The organism is Gordonia sp. NPDC003376, from assembly GCF_053589235.1.
On record NZ_JBSFRM010000010.1, the window covers coordinates 131,370 to 146,307 of the forward strand.

Below are 14,938 nucleotides of genomic sequence, written 5' to 3' on the forward strand. Positions count from 1 at the left end.
CACCCGGGGATCAGAGAGATGTGTTCAGCGGATGTCGATCAGAGCTTCAGTCGGGTCCGGACCTCGTCGGCTCGGTCGCGCAGGTACATCACGAACGAGCCGGACTGGTCGACGACGCAGTCGTACTGGTCGAGCACGATGATGGTGGTGGTGCCCAGTTCGATGATCGTGGGTCCGGAGACCTGTGTTCCCGGGCCCATGGACGAGCCCTGGTGCACGTCCACCTCGACCATCGCCTTGCCCAGCGGCGAGTACATCTCGCGGCGTCCGGGTCGCTCCGGCATACCCACCGACACCTGCGAGCTGAGGCTGATGCGCTCGTCGGAGGTGCGCCCGACCGCCGACAACCGGATGTTGAGGACCTCCATCGGCATGTCCGGGTTGTTGTAGCCGAAGAGGGTGTCGTGCTCGGCATGGAACGCTGCGGCCACAGCATCGAGGTCCGGGTTCTCGATCACCGACGGATCGGCCTGGATGGTCAGTTCGTACCACTGACCCTTGTATCGGATGTCGAGGGCGGGCTCGAAGGTGACCGCCGACTCGGAGACGCCCTCGGCGAGCAGGGTCTGCATGCCCTCGGTCGCCATCCGCTTCCAGATGGTGGCCAGTCCGTTCCGGTCGAGCGCGTCGAAACGCTCGTTGACGCTCTGCACGTGGTCATGCTTGAAGTCACACACCAGCATGCCCGCAGCACAGAAGATCGATGAGTCGCGCGGAGTGATCAGGACCGGGATCTCGAGCTCGTTGGCGATGGCCGCTGCGTGCACCGGGCCGGCGCCGCCGGCGACGACGATCGGGAAGTCGCGCGGGTCCAGACCGCGGCGCACGGTGATGTCGCGGACGCCGGTGGCCATCGACACGTTGACCATCTCGTAGATGCCGGCCGCGGCCTCGAGCACCGACAGTCCCAGGGGCTCCGCGACATCCTTGCGGATGGCCTCGATCGACGCCTCACGGTCCAGACTCATCTGGCCGTTGAGGAAACTGCCCGGGTCGAGGTAGCCCAGCACGACGTCGGCGTCGGTGGTGGTGGCATTCACGCCCCCGCGGCCGTAGCATGCGGGACCCGGTGCGGCACCTGCACTCTGGGGACCGACGTTGAGCATGCCACCCTCGTCGACCGCGGCGATCGAGCCGCCCCCGGCGCCGATGGTGTGAATGTCGACCGCGGGTAACGGGATCGACCAGCGGTCGATCTCACCGTCGGTCATGATCAGTGGTTTGCCGCCCTTGACCACTGCGGCGTCGAAGCTGGTTCCGCCCATGTCCACGGTGAGGCAGGAGTCCCAGCCGTGCTCTCCCACCACCAGCAGACCCGCGGTGGGTCCGGATGCCGGCCCGGACAGCAGCGAGAGTGCGGCCCGCTTGGCGAACTCGGTGGGGGTGGCGACGCCACCGTTGGACTGCATCATCAGCAGGATGCCGGAGAACTCCACCGAGTCGAGGAGTTCGGTCAGGGTGGCCAGGTAGCGGGTGATGATCGGTCCTGCATAGGAATTCAGCACCGCCGCGCTCGATCGCTCGTAGTAGCGGGCGGCGGCGAGCAGTTCGGCCGACTGCGTCACGTAGACGTCCCCGAGTACCTCGGCGACGATCTGGGCGGCACGCTGCTCGTGCGCCGGATTGGCGTGCGAGTGCATGAACGAGATGGCGACCGCCTCGACGGCCTCGTCCTTCAGTTTCTCCGCGGCCGCGTACACCGCGTCCTCCGACAACGGGGTGAGTTCGGTTCCCTGGTAGTCGACACGGCCACCGACCGGCAGGCGCAGATCACGCGGGGTGAGCGGTTCGGGCTGTGCGAGCCGGTTGTCGTACGGTTCCTCGCGGGTGCCGTGCCGCATCGGCAGGACGTCGCGGAACCCCTCGGTCACCAGCATCGCGGTCTTGGGTCCGCGGCGGGTCAGCAGGGCGTTGGTGGTGACCGTGGTGCCGTGCACGATCAGGCCGATCTCGGCCACGAACTGCTTGATCGGCTTCTGCTCGATCGCGGCGAGTTCGGTGAGCCCGTTGTAGACCGCCTGCGGCGGGTCGGAGGGCACCGAGCTCGTCTTGTGGATGCGGCGGCGGCCGTCGGGATAGATCACCAGGAAGTCGGTGAAGGTACCACCGACGTCGATTCCGATCTTGATGCTCATCGTGGGTCCTGCCTCATGGAGAGAGTCTGAGAAGTCTTGTGCGTGAGTGTGTTTTGTTCTGAGGGAGAGGCGGGGGTCCATGCGGCCCGACCCTCCCGGGAGGTGCCGGCGTCAGCCGCGCAGCCGGGCGGTCAGCGCCTCGTCGAGCAGGCCGTCGGCGGTCAGCGCCACCCCGTAGTCGTCGCGGGCCGATTCCACCGAGAGGATCTCGGCCCCGACCTCGGCGACGACCTTCTCGGCCGGGCGCTTCTTGGGGTCGCCGTAACCTGCGCCGCCTCCGGCGCTGGAGACGACGCGGGTGCCCGGCGGGAGGTCGACGATCTCCTTGGAGCCCCACTCCTTGACGGTGCCGTCAGGGAAGTGGAGGGTCAGCGCGTTGAGTCCCGAGTCGTGTCCGCCGAACATGCCGCGGGCGGGAAACGCCCCCTCGGCGGCCATGTTGTCGGCAAGGGTCACGCCGATCTGCCCCTCGCCGTAGGAGCGCCACGCCGAGCGCGTACCGAGCCCGCCGCGGAACTCTCCCGCCCCGGCCGAATCCGGGAGGTACTCATGGTATTCCAGGAACAGCGGACTCGTCAGTTCGAGCATCTCCGGGTCCGGTGCGCGCATCTGGCCGGCAGTTCCGGTGAAGCCCAGCGCATCCCAACCGTCCTGCCCCTGCACGCCGCCGGGCCCGGTGCGCTGGAAGACGGTGAAGGTGCCGAACGGTTCACCGGTGCGCGGGTCGACGCCGTTGGTCGCGGTGCACATGTACTTGTTCCAGCCGGCCGTCACGCGGTCGGGCAGGACGTCGGCGAGCGCTAGCATGATCGCCTCGACCACCTCGTCGCTGAGCTGGTTGCCATAGATGGTGGCGGCCGGGAACTTCGGGTCGATGATCGATCCCTTGCGGAATCGCGTCTCGATCGGGTCGAACAGTCCTTGGTTGGTGGGGATACGGATACCGCCCGCGGCCATCAGCATCAGGAATGCGATCCGCACCGCACCCTTGGCCGCGGCCGCCGGCATGTTGGTGATGCCGGGTGCCTGATCGTCACTGCCGGTGAAGTCGAAGAGGATCTCCTCGCCCTCGATCTCGATGTCGACGGCGATCTTGTACTTCCTGGTGGTGTCGAATCCGTCTGAGGTCATGAAGCTCTCGCCGTGGTAGCGGCCGTCGGGCCAGCGGCCCACCTCGGCGCGCACCTGGCGGCGGGAGCTGTCGATGATGTACTCCCAGTGCGAGTCGTACTCCGACAGCCCGTACCGGTTGACCACCTCGACCAGACGACGGCCGCCCACGGTGCAGCAGCCGATCATCGCCCGGACGTCCTCCATCACGAAGTCGAAACGGATGTTGGCCGAGATCAGGTCCCAGACGTCCTTGCGGGGGACGCCCTTGTCGACGAGCTTGACCGGCGGGATGCGGAGTGCTTCCTGCCAGATGTCGCGGGCGTTGGGGTTGTAGCCGCCGGCGGTCATGCCACCGATGTCGGCGAGGTGCCCCTTGGCCGCGGTCCACCCGACGAGCTCGCCGTCCGCGAACACCGGCACGTAGATGCCGGTGTCGGCGTTCTGGTTGCCGCCGTGATAGACGTCGTTGTGCATGATGACGTCGCCCTCGTGGATGTCGTCACCGAAGTAGTCGATGATGTACTCCAGCGACGGGTGGGCACCGAAGGCGATGATCGCCGCGAACTCGGCCTGGGCCAGGGTGTTGCCCTTGCGGTCGAAGATCACCGTCACCAGGTCACCGATCTCGTTGAAGATCGGCGAACGCGACGAGCGCATGAGCATCGTCGCCATCTCCTTGGTGATGGAATCGACTCTGCGCTGCAGCACCGATGCGGTGATCGGGTCGACCCCTGAGACCTCATGATCGGTTGTGACGCTACTCATCTCAGAACTCATTGACCGATACCTCTCCTCGAGAAATGCGATATAGACCTGTGGGGTGTTCGGAGAGCTTCCGGCTCCCCTGAGCTTCCACCACGAATGTGTCCGCCATGTAACCGCTCGCGATGTCGTCGTTGTCCTGGACCATCGGATGCAGGGTCAACACCATGCCCGCCTCGATGGCGTTGGCATGTGTCTGATCGGGATCCTCCACCACATCGAGACCGATCATCGGCTGTTCCAGGACATCGAGGCCGAGTGAGTGACCCGACCAGTACGACGACCGTGCCCCCTGGGCTTCGACGCCATCGAGGACCCGACGCTGGATGTCGCCGGGCAGGACGCCCGGGACCATCGCCGTGGTGCCGCCGGTGATCCCGTGGGTCACCGCGCAGGCCATGCGTTCGGTGACCTCGTCCGGTCGGGCGAAGGTGACCATTCGCGACAATTCGGTCCAGTAGCCCAACGGTCCGACGATCTCGAAGGAGAACGTATGGATGTCGTGGCCGCCGAGCACGCGATCGCGGGGAGCACCGAAGGTGGAGTGGCTGTGCTGATTGTCGATGTCGGTGTGCATCGACAGGAACAGCGGGTCCTCACCACCGAGCTGGTATCCGACACGATACATCTCGGAGGCGATCTCGCGCTCGGTGATGCCCGGACGCGCGATCTCGAGCAGTCGGGCGAAGCACTGGTCGAGGATGTACGCCGACTCCTCGGCGCCGGCGATCTCCACGTCGCTCTTGACCGCCCTGATCAGCTCGAATTCCTGTGTGAAGTCGACGAATTGGGCACGCGGGTAGGCCTCGGTGAGGGCCAGGTACTCACCGACCTTCATCACGTGTTCGAGACCGATCACGCCCACCCGGTCGAAGCGGGGGCGCCGGCGGAAGGCGTCGACCAGGCCGTCGGAAATGGTCGGCGGGAACCGATAGTCGGACACCCAGCCCGACGACGGCTTGCGGGCGCCGATCAGATTGCCCGACAGCACCAGCATCGGTTCGCTGTCACGGAACATCACCGCATGGCCGGAACGGTGGCACAGGTTGTAGTCGGCGACATAGCGCAGCGACCCCTTGTGGCCACGGTAGTCATTGGCCGCGAACACCAGTGCGTCGAGCCCGTGATCGGCCATCGCCTTGTTGAGCAATGCCCAACGGCGATCACGCTCGGCGAGTGAATGGGACATCAGAACACCTCTCTGTGCGGTCGGATCTGCGGGGCCTACGACGAGTGCCGGCCCATCAGGGCGGATGCGGGGGCATCCCGGAAACCGAGCCGGTGTCCGCGTCGACTCCGGGAGTGTGAAATGGGACGTCGCCCATCGGGGATGTGCGACGACGTTATGCCGTTTCGGATTGCGGTCACAACGACGCCCGCTATTTTTTTCGTTGTGGCGAATTCCGACATCCCGACGACCCCACCGGTCGACTCCGTACACCGGGCGCTGATCCTGCTCACCGCCCTGCGCGACGGAGGTGTGCTCGGCGTCAAGGACGCCGCAGAACTACTGGGCGTGGTGCCGTCGACGGCCCACCGCCTGCTCAGCGCGCTGTGCTTCGACGGCTATGCGGTGCAGGACAGCCAGCGTCGCTACCGGCTGGGCCCCGAGTTCCGGCCCGACGAGGCGCGCCCGATCAACATCGGTGACCTGCGGATATGCGTGCGTCCACTGATCGAGGACCTGAGCCGACGCTTCGGCGAGACCGTGCATGTGTGGGTTCGGCAGGGTCCGCTGCTGCGGTGGGTGGACGGCGTGGAGGGATCGGCTCCGTCGCATGTCAGCCCCGACCGGTGGGACAAGGTACCCGCTTACGCGTCGGCCGCCGGCAAGGCACTGCTCTCGGAGTTGACCAACCGGCAGCTCGAAGACGTTTTCGCGCAGGGACTTCCACCGGCCCGGGCATCCCGGATCGGGAGTCTGCGATCACTCAAACGTCATCTCGCCGCGGTCCGCAGCCGTGGCTACGCGATCAGCATCGAGGAGTCGGCGCAGGGTGTCGACGGAGTTGCGGTGTGCGCCAAGGACGCCTACGGCCGGCCCGTGTTCGCGATCTCGCTGGCGATCCCCAGTTCCCGCTTCGATCGCACGAGCCTGCCGGAGTACGTCGACGCACTGCGGATCGCCGTCGAACGCACCGAGAACGAGCTCGCACAGCTGGCCGGGTCGTCTGCGCCGGGCACGTGAGCCCGTCGCCGATGCACCCGGGGGACGAATTCGGCACAAGGGAATTGCGCCCCACGGCATGGCCTCGACCGGCCGGTGGACCTAGCGTTTCCTGCACCCTGATGCAGTGGCCCGAGGACGCGCCACCGCCCAGATCACGGTGACGCCGCAGCCCCGGCCTCGCCCGCTGCGGATCGAGGACGTCCATGACCCCCCACCACATCGCCGTCTCCGCGACGGCGGGCGCCTCAGCGCCCGGCCCGGCGGCGGCGGGCCTCCTCGGCCAGGTGCAGGTCCTCGAACGCCGCGAGCCGGTCACGGGCCGGTGCGCCGAGTTCCTTGGCGACCATCGCGACCAGCAGTTCGGTGAGCACGAAACCGTGGGCCAGCGAGTCGAACGGCCCGAGCCCGGCGTGACTGGTGGGCAGCACCAGTTGCGCCCGGGACGCCAGCGGCGACAGGTACACGTCGGTCGCGAGGATCACCTCGGCACCACGTTCGATCGCCCCGATCCCCCATTCGATGGTCGTCTGCTGGTAGCGCCGGTAGTCGAAGACCACCGCAACGGTGTTCGCGTCGACGTCGATCATCGAGGTCATGTGCCCGGCCGACGAGGCCGGCACCAGGGTGACTCCGGGACGCAGGATCCGCAGGTACTGGAACAGCTGAATGGCCAGCACCTCGGTGAAACGGCCACCGACCACCATCACGCTTCGCGAACCGTCGGCGAGCGCCGCGACCGCCCGCTCGAGTTCGTCGGGCGCGATTCCCTTGAAGGTCGCGCGCAGTCCGTCGGAATAGCCCGCCGCAGCCGTGGCCAGCGGCGATTCGTCCGGATGCCCGTTCCCGCCGGCGTCAGAACCCGGTTCCGGGTAGACGGCGACCGGCGAGTACTGGGTCTGGACCTCGGCACGCAGGGCATCCTGGAATGCTCCATAGCCACCGAACCCGAGTTTGCCGACCAGTCGCAGAGCGGTCGGTGCGCTGACCGCGGCCTCCGCTGCGAGTTGGGCGATCGGGACGAGCCCAGCCGTCGGATACGCGTCGGTGAGCGCCTCGGCAACCCGCAGCTCGCCCGGCGCCAGTGTGTGCCGGACCTTCCGGATCCGTTGCGCGACAGTCCCCTCGGTGGGAACAACCCCTGCCATGACACGAATTCTAGGGGTTCGTGGCCGCCGGCGCGCCACTGACCTCCAGGTCACGGCAGTGACCGAGATCCGTAACAAACGTTTTACTCGTTACGCCTGACAAACCCAACGTAATGTTTGTAACGTCTTCACCGTTGCAGCACAGCCGCAAAAGGATGAGGCAATGACACTTCACGACAATCTCGACCACTCCACACGGGACCTGCCCCAGCACATCGACCACTGGTCCGATCTGGTGCAGGAAGACCGCATCCACCGCACCCTCTACACCGAACAATCCGTCTTCGACGAGGAGATGGTCAAGGTCTTCGGCGGGGAGTCCTGGGTGTATCTCGCCCACGAATCCCAACTGCCCGAGCCGTATTCGTTTCGCTCGGTGCGAATGGGCCTGCGCCCGGTGATCGTCACCCGTGATCGCGCGGGCGACCTGCACGCGGTGTTCAACCGCTGCGCCCACCGCGCGGCCACCGTCTGCCGCGAGGAATCCGGCAAGGCCAAGAGCTTCCAGTGCCCCTATCACGGGTGGACCTTCCGGAACACCGGTGAGCTGGTGGGCGCGCCCTGGCCCCAGGGCTACGCCGACTTCGACAAGTCCCGATTCGGTCTGCAGACCATCCGCGTGGAGACCTATCGCGGCTTCGTCTTCGGCACGATGAACGCCGAGGCCCCGAACGTCACCGACTGGCTCGGCCACGCCCGCCCGTGGATCGACTACTGGATCGACCGAGCTCCCACCAAGGAGGTGTTCCTGCGTGCGGGGACCTCACGGATGGGCTACCGCGGCAACTGGAAGCTGGCCTTCGACAACTCGGGCGACGGCTACCACCCCGCGTTCTCACACCGTTCCCTGCTCGACATGGCCGGCCGCATGGGCGAGGGCAAGGACATGGCCTACTTCGGAAAGACCCCCGACGAGGGACCCATGCGGGTCTACTCCCTCGGCAACGGTCACAGCGTGATCGACCAGCGGCCGAACTATGAAGGGACGGGCAGCTTCTGGGCCAACCAGCGGCCCCAGCCCGGACGCGAGAGCTTCGAGCAACACATCCGTACGACCCACGGCGACGATGCCGACCGGCTGCTCGACCTGTGCGTCGGTGCCCAGATCAACCTGAACATCTTCCCCAACCTCCTGATCATCGGCAACCAGGTCCAGGTGATCGAGCCGCAGGCAATCGACCGGACCCAGCTCACCTGGCATCACACCACCATCGGTGGGGTACCCGATGAGATCAACACCATGCGCATGCGCACGCAGGAGGACTTCCCGGCCTTCGGTGAACCCGATGACCAGGCGAACTTCGAAGAGGCACAACGCGGTCTGGCCGCACCCGAAGCCGAGTGGATATACATGAACCGCGGCCTCGACGTCACCGGCTGGCAGTCGATCACCGACGACGGCGTGATCATGAGTGCGGTCACCGACGAGATCCACGCGCGCGGCTACTACGAGGAGTGGCTGCGGCGGATGCGAGGAGAACTCTGATGAGACTCGACAACCTTCCCGACCGATACACCGACACCAGCTCGTGGTCGTACCACGTCGACCCCGAGTGGTATGACGATCTCGATCGCTACCGCGCCACCCTGTCCGACGACTGGCCGCAGGCGTCGATCGCCGACTGGCATCAGGCACAGTCGTTCCTGACCCACGAGGCCCGTCTGATCGACGACGGCCGGTTCAACGACTGGCTCGAGTTGTTCGCCGGCGACTGCCTCTACTGGGTACCGGTGACGCCGGGCGGCGGCGACCCACGTCTGGAGGCGGGCCATGCCTTCGACGACCACCGCCGTCTCACCGACCGCGTGTACTGGCTGCGGACCGGTCTGGCCTACAGCCAGCTCCCGCCGTCGCGCACCCGCCGCACCATCGGCAACGTCGAGACCATCGACGACGTCGACGGACTGCGGATGATCCGCTCCAACTTCGTCCTGCACGAGTTCCGTGCGGGCGTCTCGAAGACCTACGCCGGCCACTACGGCCACGTACTTCGCCGGGTCGGCGACGAGTGGCGGATCCGGATGAAGGCGATCAACCTGATCGACTCCGAGCAGTACCACGAGAACCTCACCCTGGTGTTCTGACCGATGAGTGAATCGTCCTCCCCCGTCATCGGTTCCCCGTCCGGCGCCGACGTGCCGGTCGAAGCCGAGGAGCACGCCCGGATGCGGCGTGAACTGGTCCTGTTGCGGACACGGGTGCGTCGCCTCGAGCGCCAGGTCACATCCCTGCAGCCACTCATCGACCACGTTCGTACACTGCGGTTCTGGGACTACACCCCGTACGCCGTCACCCCCGGTCGGGACTGGGTCGCCGTCGACCGGCTCGGCGCGGAGGAACTGCTCGCCGCACTCGCCGAAACCGACCTCTGGGAACCGTGGCGCACGCCGATCGATCCGAGGCCACCGCAATGACCCGGCGACTGCCCGTCATCGTCCACATCGCCGAGCCGTCGTTCACGGTCCTCGACACCGTCGCCCGACGCGCCGGCTGGACACCCGAGATCGTCTGTCCGGCAACCGGTGACGCACTTCCCGACCTCGACGACGTCCAGGCGCTGGTGGTGCTCGGAGGCCCACAGAGCGCCTACGACAAGCAGGCGAATCCCTACCTCGCCGACGAGATCGCCTTCCTCCGGGCAGCGCACGGACGGTCGATCCCGATTCTCGGTCTGTGCCTGGGGTCGCATCTGCTTGCCGAGGCACTCGGCGGGACCACCGCCCCGGGCGAGGGCGGCCTGGAGTGTGGTCTCATCGATGTCGCCGGTGACACCGACTGGGCCGGAACGTATTTCTCCTTCCATACCGACACCGCCGAACCACCCGACGGCGCCCAGGTGCTGGCCACGACCCACCGCTACCGGCAGGCGTGGCGGCTCGGCACCTCCACCGCGATCCAGTTCCATCCCGAACTCGACGCGGCCGGGATCGACGGGCTGCTGGCCATCGAGACCGACAAGCTCTCCCGATTCGGTATCGATGTTGCTGCCCTTCGTGAACTGGTCGCGCACACAATGATCGCGCCGACCCCCGGAGAACGACTGCTCACCAGGTGGCTGGATACGCTGCCCGCGGCGAGCACGCCCTCCGATCCCGTCCCGACCGAAACCCGCCCGGCCTGATCCACCCCAACCCGTCCCAGCCCTTTCACTCAGAGGAGATCGCCATGTCCGCCAAGTTCATCGAGAAGTACGGCCTGTACGGCCCCGAGGAGCACCGGGCCGCCGAACGCACCATCGAGACCATCAGCCGCGAAGGCATCGAGCTCGTCCGGTTGGTATGGCCCGATCAGCACGGTCTGTTGCGCGGAAAGGCCCTGACCGTGCCGGCCTATCTGGCGGCGCTCGAGGCAGGCAACGAGATCACCATGGCACCGTTCTTCTTCGACACCGCCAATGCGATCGTGCTCAACCCGTTCTCCCCCGACGGCGGCTTCACCATCGACGGCCTCGGCGGCAGCCCCAACGTCAAGATGGTGCCCGACCCGGCCACCTTCACCATCCTGCCGTGGGCAGAGAAGACCGCGCTGGTGTTCTGCGACCTGTACATGACCAACGGCAAGCCGTTCCCACTGGCCCCGCGCAGCATCCTCAAGCAGGCACTGAAGGCCATGGCCGACAACGGATGTCAGCTGATCGCCGGTGTCGAGATGGAGTGGTACCTGACCAAGCTGGTCGACGACGGCCTGGCGACCGGGTCGCTCGGTGCCCCCGGCTCACCCGCCGATCCACCCACCGTGCGCCCCGTCGCCCGCGGATACAACTATCTGCTCCTCGACCACCTCGACGAGGTCGACGACATCCTGCGCCCGATCCGCCGCGCACTCACCGAGATGGGGCTGCCCCTGCGGTCCTTCGACGACGAGTGGGCACCGAGCCAGATGGAGACCACCTTCGACATCCTCGACGCTCTCGCCGCCGCAGACTCGGCCGCCCTGTTCCGCACCACGACCAAGCAGATCGCCAAGCGCAACGGCTACCTCGCCTCGTTCATGTGCACCCCGGCGATCGCCGGCTTCTACGCCAACGGCTGGCACCTGCACACTTCCGTCGCCGACATCAACAGCGGCAAGAACCTGATGGTTCCGACCGACGACGCACCGCTGTCGGAGCTGGGTACCCACTACGTCGGCGGTACGCTCGCCCACGGCGCGGCCGCATCGGTGTTCACCACACCCACCATCAACGGCTACCGCCGTCGGCGGCCGTACTCACTGGCACCCGATCGTCTGGCCTGGGGCCAGGACAACCGTGCCGCCATGATGCGCGTCATCTCCGCGCCCAACGACTCGGCGTCGCACGTCGAGAACCGCGTCGGCGACTCCGCGGCCAACCCGTACCTGTACATCGCGTCGCAGGCGGTGGCGGGCCTCGACGGCATGCTCAACAAGATCGATCCGGGTCCGGTGAGCGAGGACCCCTACACCGCCGACGTCGAGCGACTGCCCGCCACCCTCGCCGAGGCGGTGACCGCCCTGGACGAGGACGCCTTCTTCCGAAAGGTTTTCGGCGACGGCTTCATCGACTACCTGGTCACCATGAAACGCAGTGAGATCGAACGTTTTGACACGTGGATGCAGGCCAACCCGGACGAGTCGACCTATGTCAACGGGGTCACCGACTGGGAGCACCGCGAGTACTTCGAACTGTTCTGACCCGCCCCGGCCACATCTGTTTCGACCGAGAGGAAACACGGTGCCCACCATCACCTTCATCAGCCCGGACGGCAATCGGCACGCCGTCGACACCAAGGTCGGTGCCTCCGCCATGGAGACCGCGGTGCGTGTCGGCGTGCCCGGCATCGTCGGTGAATGCGGTGGTGGGCTCTCGTGTGCCACGTGCCACGTGTTCGTCGACGAGGCATTCCTCCCGATCACCGGATCGGCCGAGGACTTCGAGGAGGAGATGCTCGAGGATGCGGTCACCGCGGCACGGGCCAACAGCCGGTTGTGCTGCCAGATCCGGATGACCGACGAGCTCGACGGACTCGTCCTGACCATCGCGGACGAGCAGTGAACGCCGATGTGGCCGCCACCCCGGCACCGCGCGGCCAGCTGGTCGTCGGCACCGGGGAGGCCGGCCTCACGGTCGCGATCACGTTGCGCGACTTGGGCTATGACGGACCGATCACCATGGTCGGCGACGAACCACACCTGCCGTATCACCGGCCGCCGCTGTCCAAGGGATTGCTCGACGGGTCGGCCGAACCGGCGGATGTGATCCTGCGAGCACCGGAGTTCTTCGGCGAACGCGGGATCGAGGTCCGTACCGGGGCCCGGGTGCAGAGGATCACCCTCGGCGACGACGGTGGTGGTTCAGCCGTCCTCGACGACGGCTCCCACCTCGGGTTCGACGGGTTGACCCTCGCCACCGGGTCGGTGGCACGCATCCTGCCGGTGCCCGGTGTCGAGTTCGCCGGCGTGCACACCGTCCGGACGCTCGACGACGCGGTCGCGCTGCATGCCGCGCTGGACGAGGCCATTGAGGTCGTCGTCGTCGGGGGCGGCTTCATCGGTCTCGAGGTGGCCGCCACCGCGCGCAGGCGCGGTGCCGCGGTGACCGTCGTCGAGGCCTCCGACCGAATCCTGGGTCGCGTGGTGGCCCCGGAGGTGTCGGAGTTCATCGGCCGGCATCACCAGGCCGCCGGCATCGTCCTTCGCACCCGCAGCGGCGTCGCCGCGCTCACCGGTGACGGTGACCGGGTGCGCGGCGTCGTCCTCGACGACGGCAGCGAGTTGTCGGCGGACCTTGTGGTGGTCGGCGTCGGCGCGGTACCGGTCACCGGTCTCGCCGAGGAACTCGGGTTGCGGTGTGAGCGGGGAATCGTCGTGGACGCAGAGTCCCGGACCACCCATCCCTCGGTGATGGCGGCCGGGGACTGTACCGCCCAGCCGCATCCGCACGGCGAGGGCCTGCTGACGATCGAGTCGGTGAACAATGCCGCCGAACAGGGGCGGGCGGCCGCACATACCCTGCTCGGGCGGACGGCACCGCAGCATGGTGTGCCGTGGTTCTGGTCGACCCAGGGCGACCTGCGCTTGCAGATCGTCGGGATCTCCGATGGATATGACGCGTACGTCGTTCGGACCGAATCGGATTCGGACCGGCTGACGGTCCTGTACTACCGCGACGACCGTCTGATCGCGGTCGACACGGTGAACAACCCACGCGACCACATGGCGGCGAAGAAGGCTCTTGCCGCCGGCGCGACGATCGACGGTGCCCGGGCCTCCGATCCGGGTGTCGCACTCAAGGAGCTCGTCCTGCCGTGAGTGTCCCGTGGCAGGATGAGCCGGTGAGCATTCTGCATTCGGTGGCCTTCGGCCCTCCGCCCGAGCAGGCGTCGGCGACGGTCCTGGCCCTACACGGACTGACCGGCCATGCCCGACGCTGGGAGTCGATGTCGGCGACCTACCTGCATGACATGCATGTGGTGGCACCGGATCTGATCGGCCACGGCCGTTCCCCCTGGCGCCCGCCGTGGGCGATCGAGAACCATGTGCGCGCGTTGTCGGAGTTGGTGGACGCGACGATCCCGGTGTCGGCGCAACCGGTGGTGCTCGTCGGGCATTCGTTCGGTGGCACGCTCGCCATCCACCTGGCCAATCACCGCCCCGAGGTGTTCAAGGGTCTTGTCCTACTCGACCCGGCCCAGGGACTCGACCCCGAGTTCGCACTGACGGTCGCCACCGACAGCCTCGATCACTGGGACTATGCCGACGCCGACGCCGCCCGTGCGGCGAAGCGCGCGGAGGGGTGGGCAGCGGTACCCGACGCGATACTCGAGGCCGAGATCGCCGAGCATCTCACCGCGCGTCCGCACGGCCGGGTCGGCTGGCGGGTGAGTGCGCCGATGGCCGCTGCCTCCTGGAGTGAGATGAGCCGTCCGGCGGTGCTGCCGCCCCCGGGGTTGCCGACTCATGTGGTCGTGGCCGACCGCGTCGACCCACCGTTCGTGCGGCCGGGATTCCTCGACGCATGCGCCACCGAACGACCCGAGTCCGTCCACGTCCATCACGCCGACTGTGAACACATGGTTCCGTTCCTGGAACCGGAGCTGTGCGCAGAACTGGTCCGTTCGCTGGCATGAGTTCGGTCACCGACGCCGATGTGGAGCGGGTGCGGGCACTGGTGGCCGCGATCCCCGTCGGCCAGGTGAGTACCTATGGGGATCTCGCTGCTGCAGCCGATCTTTCGTCCCCACGAGTCGTCGGCTGGATCATGCGGACGGACAGCGCCGACCTGCCCTGGCATCGGGTGATATCGGCGAGTGGCAAACCCGCCCCGCACCTCGCCCACCGCCAGCTCGATCGACTTCGGGAGGAGGGCGTGCCCGTTCGTGACGGCAAGGTGATCCTCCGTGAGTGCCGGTGGGAGATCCCGTCGGCCACCTGAGAACCACTCCGTTCGAGGTGACCACCGACAACGTCGACTGACCAGGTTTCGACACGGGTCCTCGCGATGCTCGGTCCCGGCTCAACCACCAAACAATGCTGTTGCCGTTGATGGTCGATCCGACCCGGAACGCAACCACTCCGTTCGAGGTGGTCACCAACATCGCCACCTCACCAGGTTTCGACACGGGTCCTCGCGATGCTCGGTCCCGGCTCAACC

At 67.0% G+C, this 14,938-nt stretch carries 14 protein-coding genes; 10 read left to right on the forward strand and 4 right to left on the reverse strand.

What is annotated here, in order from left to right; genetic code table 11:
- Positions 1-38: 38 nt before the first annotated feature.
- The 3 genes from ACWDUA_RS12760 to ACWDUA_RS12770 all read right to left on the reverse strand — a co-directional run bounded on the left by ACWDUA_RS12760 (position 39) and on the right by ACWDUA_RS12770 (position 5,199).
- A complete protein-coding gene (locus ACWDUA_RS12760; protein WP_449751377.1) occupies positions 39-2,135 on the reverse strand; it encodes a hydantoinase/oxoprolinase family protein in 2,097 nt (698 codons plus the stop codon).
- 111 nt (positions 2,136-2,246) lie between these two features.
- Positions 2,247-4,013, reverse strand: a complete 1,767-nt coding sequence (locus tag ACWDUA_RS12765) for a hydantoinase B/oxoprolinase family protein (protein WP_449751378.1) — start codon at positions 4,011-4,013, stop codon at positions 2,247-2,249.
- Between the two features lies 1 nt (position 4,014).
- Positions 4,015-5,199, reverse strand: coding sequence for a M24 family metallopeptidase (locus ACWDUA_RS12770; protein ID WP_449751379.1), 1,185 nt, complete (start codon positions 5,197-5,199; stop codon positions 4,015-4,017).
- Between the two features lie 204 nt (positions 5,200-5,403).
- Between ACWDUA_RS12770 and ACWDUA_RS12775 the strand changes: the two genes are divergently transcribed.
- On the forward strand, positions 5,404-6,198 hold the full coding sequence (locus tag ACWDUA_RS12775; RefSeq protein WP_449751380.1) for an IclR family transcriptional regulator: 795 nt from the start codon (positions 5,404-5,406) through the stop codon (positions 6,196-6,198).
- 227 nt (positions 6,199-6,425) lie between these two features.
- Here the strand turns inward: ACWDUA_RS12775 and ACWDUA_RS12780 are convergent, their stop codons facing one another.
- Positions 6,426-7,325, reverse strand: coding sequence for a MurR/RpiR family transcriptional regulator (locus ACWDUA_RS12780; RefSeq protein WP_449751381.1), 900 nt, complete (start codon positions 7,323-7,325; stop codon positions 6,426-6,428).
- A 163-nt stretch (positions 7,326-7,488) separates the two neighbouring features.
- On the opposite strand from ACWDUA_RS12780, the gene ACWDUA_RS12785 reads away from it, so the two are divergent.
- From ACWDUA_RS12785 to ACWDUA_RS12825, 9 genes are read left to right on the forward strand one after another with little or no spacing between them, the layout of a single operon-like run.
- On the forward strand, positions 7,489-8,811 hold the full coding sequence (locus ACWDUA_RS12785; protein ID WP_449751382.1) for an aromatic ring-hydroxylating oxygenase subunit alpha: 1,323 nt from the start codon (positions 7,489-7,491) through the stop codon (positions 8,809-8,811).
- Positions 8,811-9,410 (forward strand): aromatic-ring-hydroxylating dioxygenase subunit beta, encoded by a 600-nt coding sequence (locus ACWDUA_RS12790; protein ID WP_449751383.1) that lies wholly within the window; start codon positions 8,811-8,813, stop codon positions 9,408-9,410. The genes ACWDUA_RS12785 and ACWDUA_RS12790 overlap by 1 nt, the downstream gene beginning before the upstream one ends.
- A gap of 3 nt (positions 9,411-9,413) precedes the next feature.
- The gene (locus tag ACWDUA_RS12795) at positions 9,414-9,740 is read left to right on the forward strand and encodes a hypothetical protein (RefSeq protein WP_449751384.1); all 327 of its coding nucleotides are present in this window, start codon (positions 9,414-9,416) and stop codon (positions 9,738-9,740) included.
- Entirely contained in the window at positions 9,737-10,447 is a 711-nt protein-coding gene (locus ACWDUA_RS12800) for a type 1 glutamine amidotransferase (RefSeq protein WP_449751385.1), read from the forward strand. The genes ACWDUA_RS12795 and ACWDUA_RS12800 overlap by 4 nt, the downstream gene beginning before the upstream one ends.
- Before the next feature lie 44 nt (positions 10,448-10,491).
- Positions 10,492-11,979, forward strand: a complete 1,488-nt coding sequence (locus tag ACWDUA_RS12805) for a glutamine synthetase family protein (RefSeq protein WP_449751386.1) — start codon at positions 10,492-10,494, stop codon at positions 11,977-11,979.
- A 40-nt stretch (positions 11,980-12,019) separates the two neighbouring features.
- Complete coding sequence (locus ACWDUA_RS12810; protein WP_449751387.1) at positions 12,020-12,340, forward strand: 2Fe-2S iron-sulfur cluster-binding protein; 321 nt, start codon at positions 12,020-12,022, stop codon at positions 12,338-12,340.
- On the forward strand, positions 12,337-13,596 hold the full coding sequence (locus ACWDUA_RS12815; protein WP_449751388.1) for an NAD(P)/FAD-dependent oxidoreductase: 1,260 nt from the start codon (positions 12,337-12,339) through the stop codon (positions 13,594-13,596). The genes ACWDUA_RS12810 and ACWDUA_RS12815 overlap by 4 nt, the downstream gene beginning before the upstream one ends.
- A gap of 23 nt (positions 13,597-13,619) precedes the next feature.
- Entirely contained in the window at positions 13,620-14,414 is a 795-nt protein-coding gene (locus ACWDUA_RS12820; RefSeq protein ID WP_449751389.1) for an alpha/beta hydrolase, read from the forward strand.
- Positions 14,411-14,719, forward strand: a complete 309-nt coding sequence (locus tag ACWDUA_RS12825; protein WP_053778115.1) for an MGMT family protein — start codon at positions 14,411-14,413, stop codon at positions 14,717-14,719. Before ACWDUA_RS12820 ends, ACWDUA_RS12825 begins: the two co-directional genes overlap by 4 nt.
- Positions 14,720-14,938: the final 219 nt, after the last annotated feature.

Bases quoted from the DNA above. Each gene is read 5' to 3' on its own strand.
- ACWDUA_RS12785 (WP_449751382.1), top strand. From the start codon at position 7,489: ATGACACTTCACGACAATCTCGACCACTCCACACGGGACCTGCCCCAG.
- ACWDUA_RS12760 (WP_449751377.1), bottom strand. From the start codon at position 2,135: ATGAGCATCAAGATCGGAATCGACGTCGGTGGTACCTTCACCGACTTC.
- ACWDUA_RS12805 (WP_449751386.1), top strand. From the start codon at position 10,492: ATGTCCGCCAAGTTCATCGAGAAGTACGGCCTGTACGGCCCCGAGGAG.
- ACWDUA_RS12790 (WP_449751383.1), top strand. From the start codon at position 8,811: ATGAGACTCGACAACCTTCCCGACCGATACACCGACACCAGCTCGTGG.
- ACWDUA_RS12780 (WP_449751381.1), bottom strand. From the start codon at position 7,325: ATGGCAGGGGTTGTTCCCACCGAGGGGACTGTCGCGCAACGGATCCGG.
- ACWDUA_RS12800 (WP_449751385.1), top strand. From the start codon at position 9,737: ATGACCCGGCGACTGCCCGTCATCGTCCACATCGCCGAGCCGTCGTTC.
- ACWDUA_RS12825 (WP_053778115.1), top strand. From the start codon at position 14,411: ATGAGTTCGGTCACCGACGCCGATGTGGAGCGGGTGCGGGCACTGGTG.
- ACWDUA_RS12765 (WP_449751378.1), bottom strand. From the start codon at position 4,013: ATGAGTAGCGTCACAACCGATCATGAGGTCTCAGGGGTCGACCCGATC.
- ACWDUA_RS12795 (WP_449751384.1), top strand. From the start codon at position 9,414: ATGAGTGAATCGTCCTCCCCCGTCATCGGTTCCCCGTCCGGCGCCGAC.
- ACWDUA_RS12770 (WP_449751379.1), bottom strand. From the start codon at position 5,199: ATGTCCCATTCACTCGCCGAGCGTGATCGCCGTTGGGCATTGCTCAAC.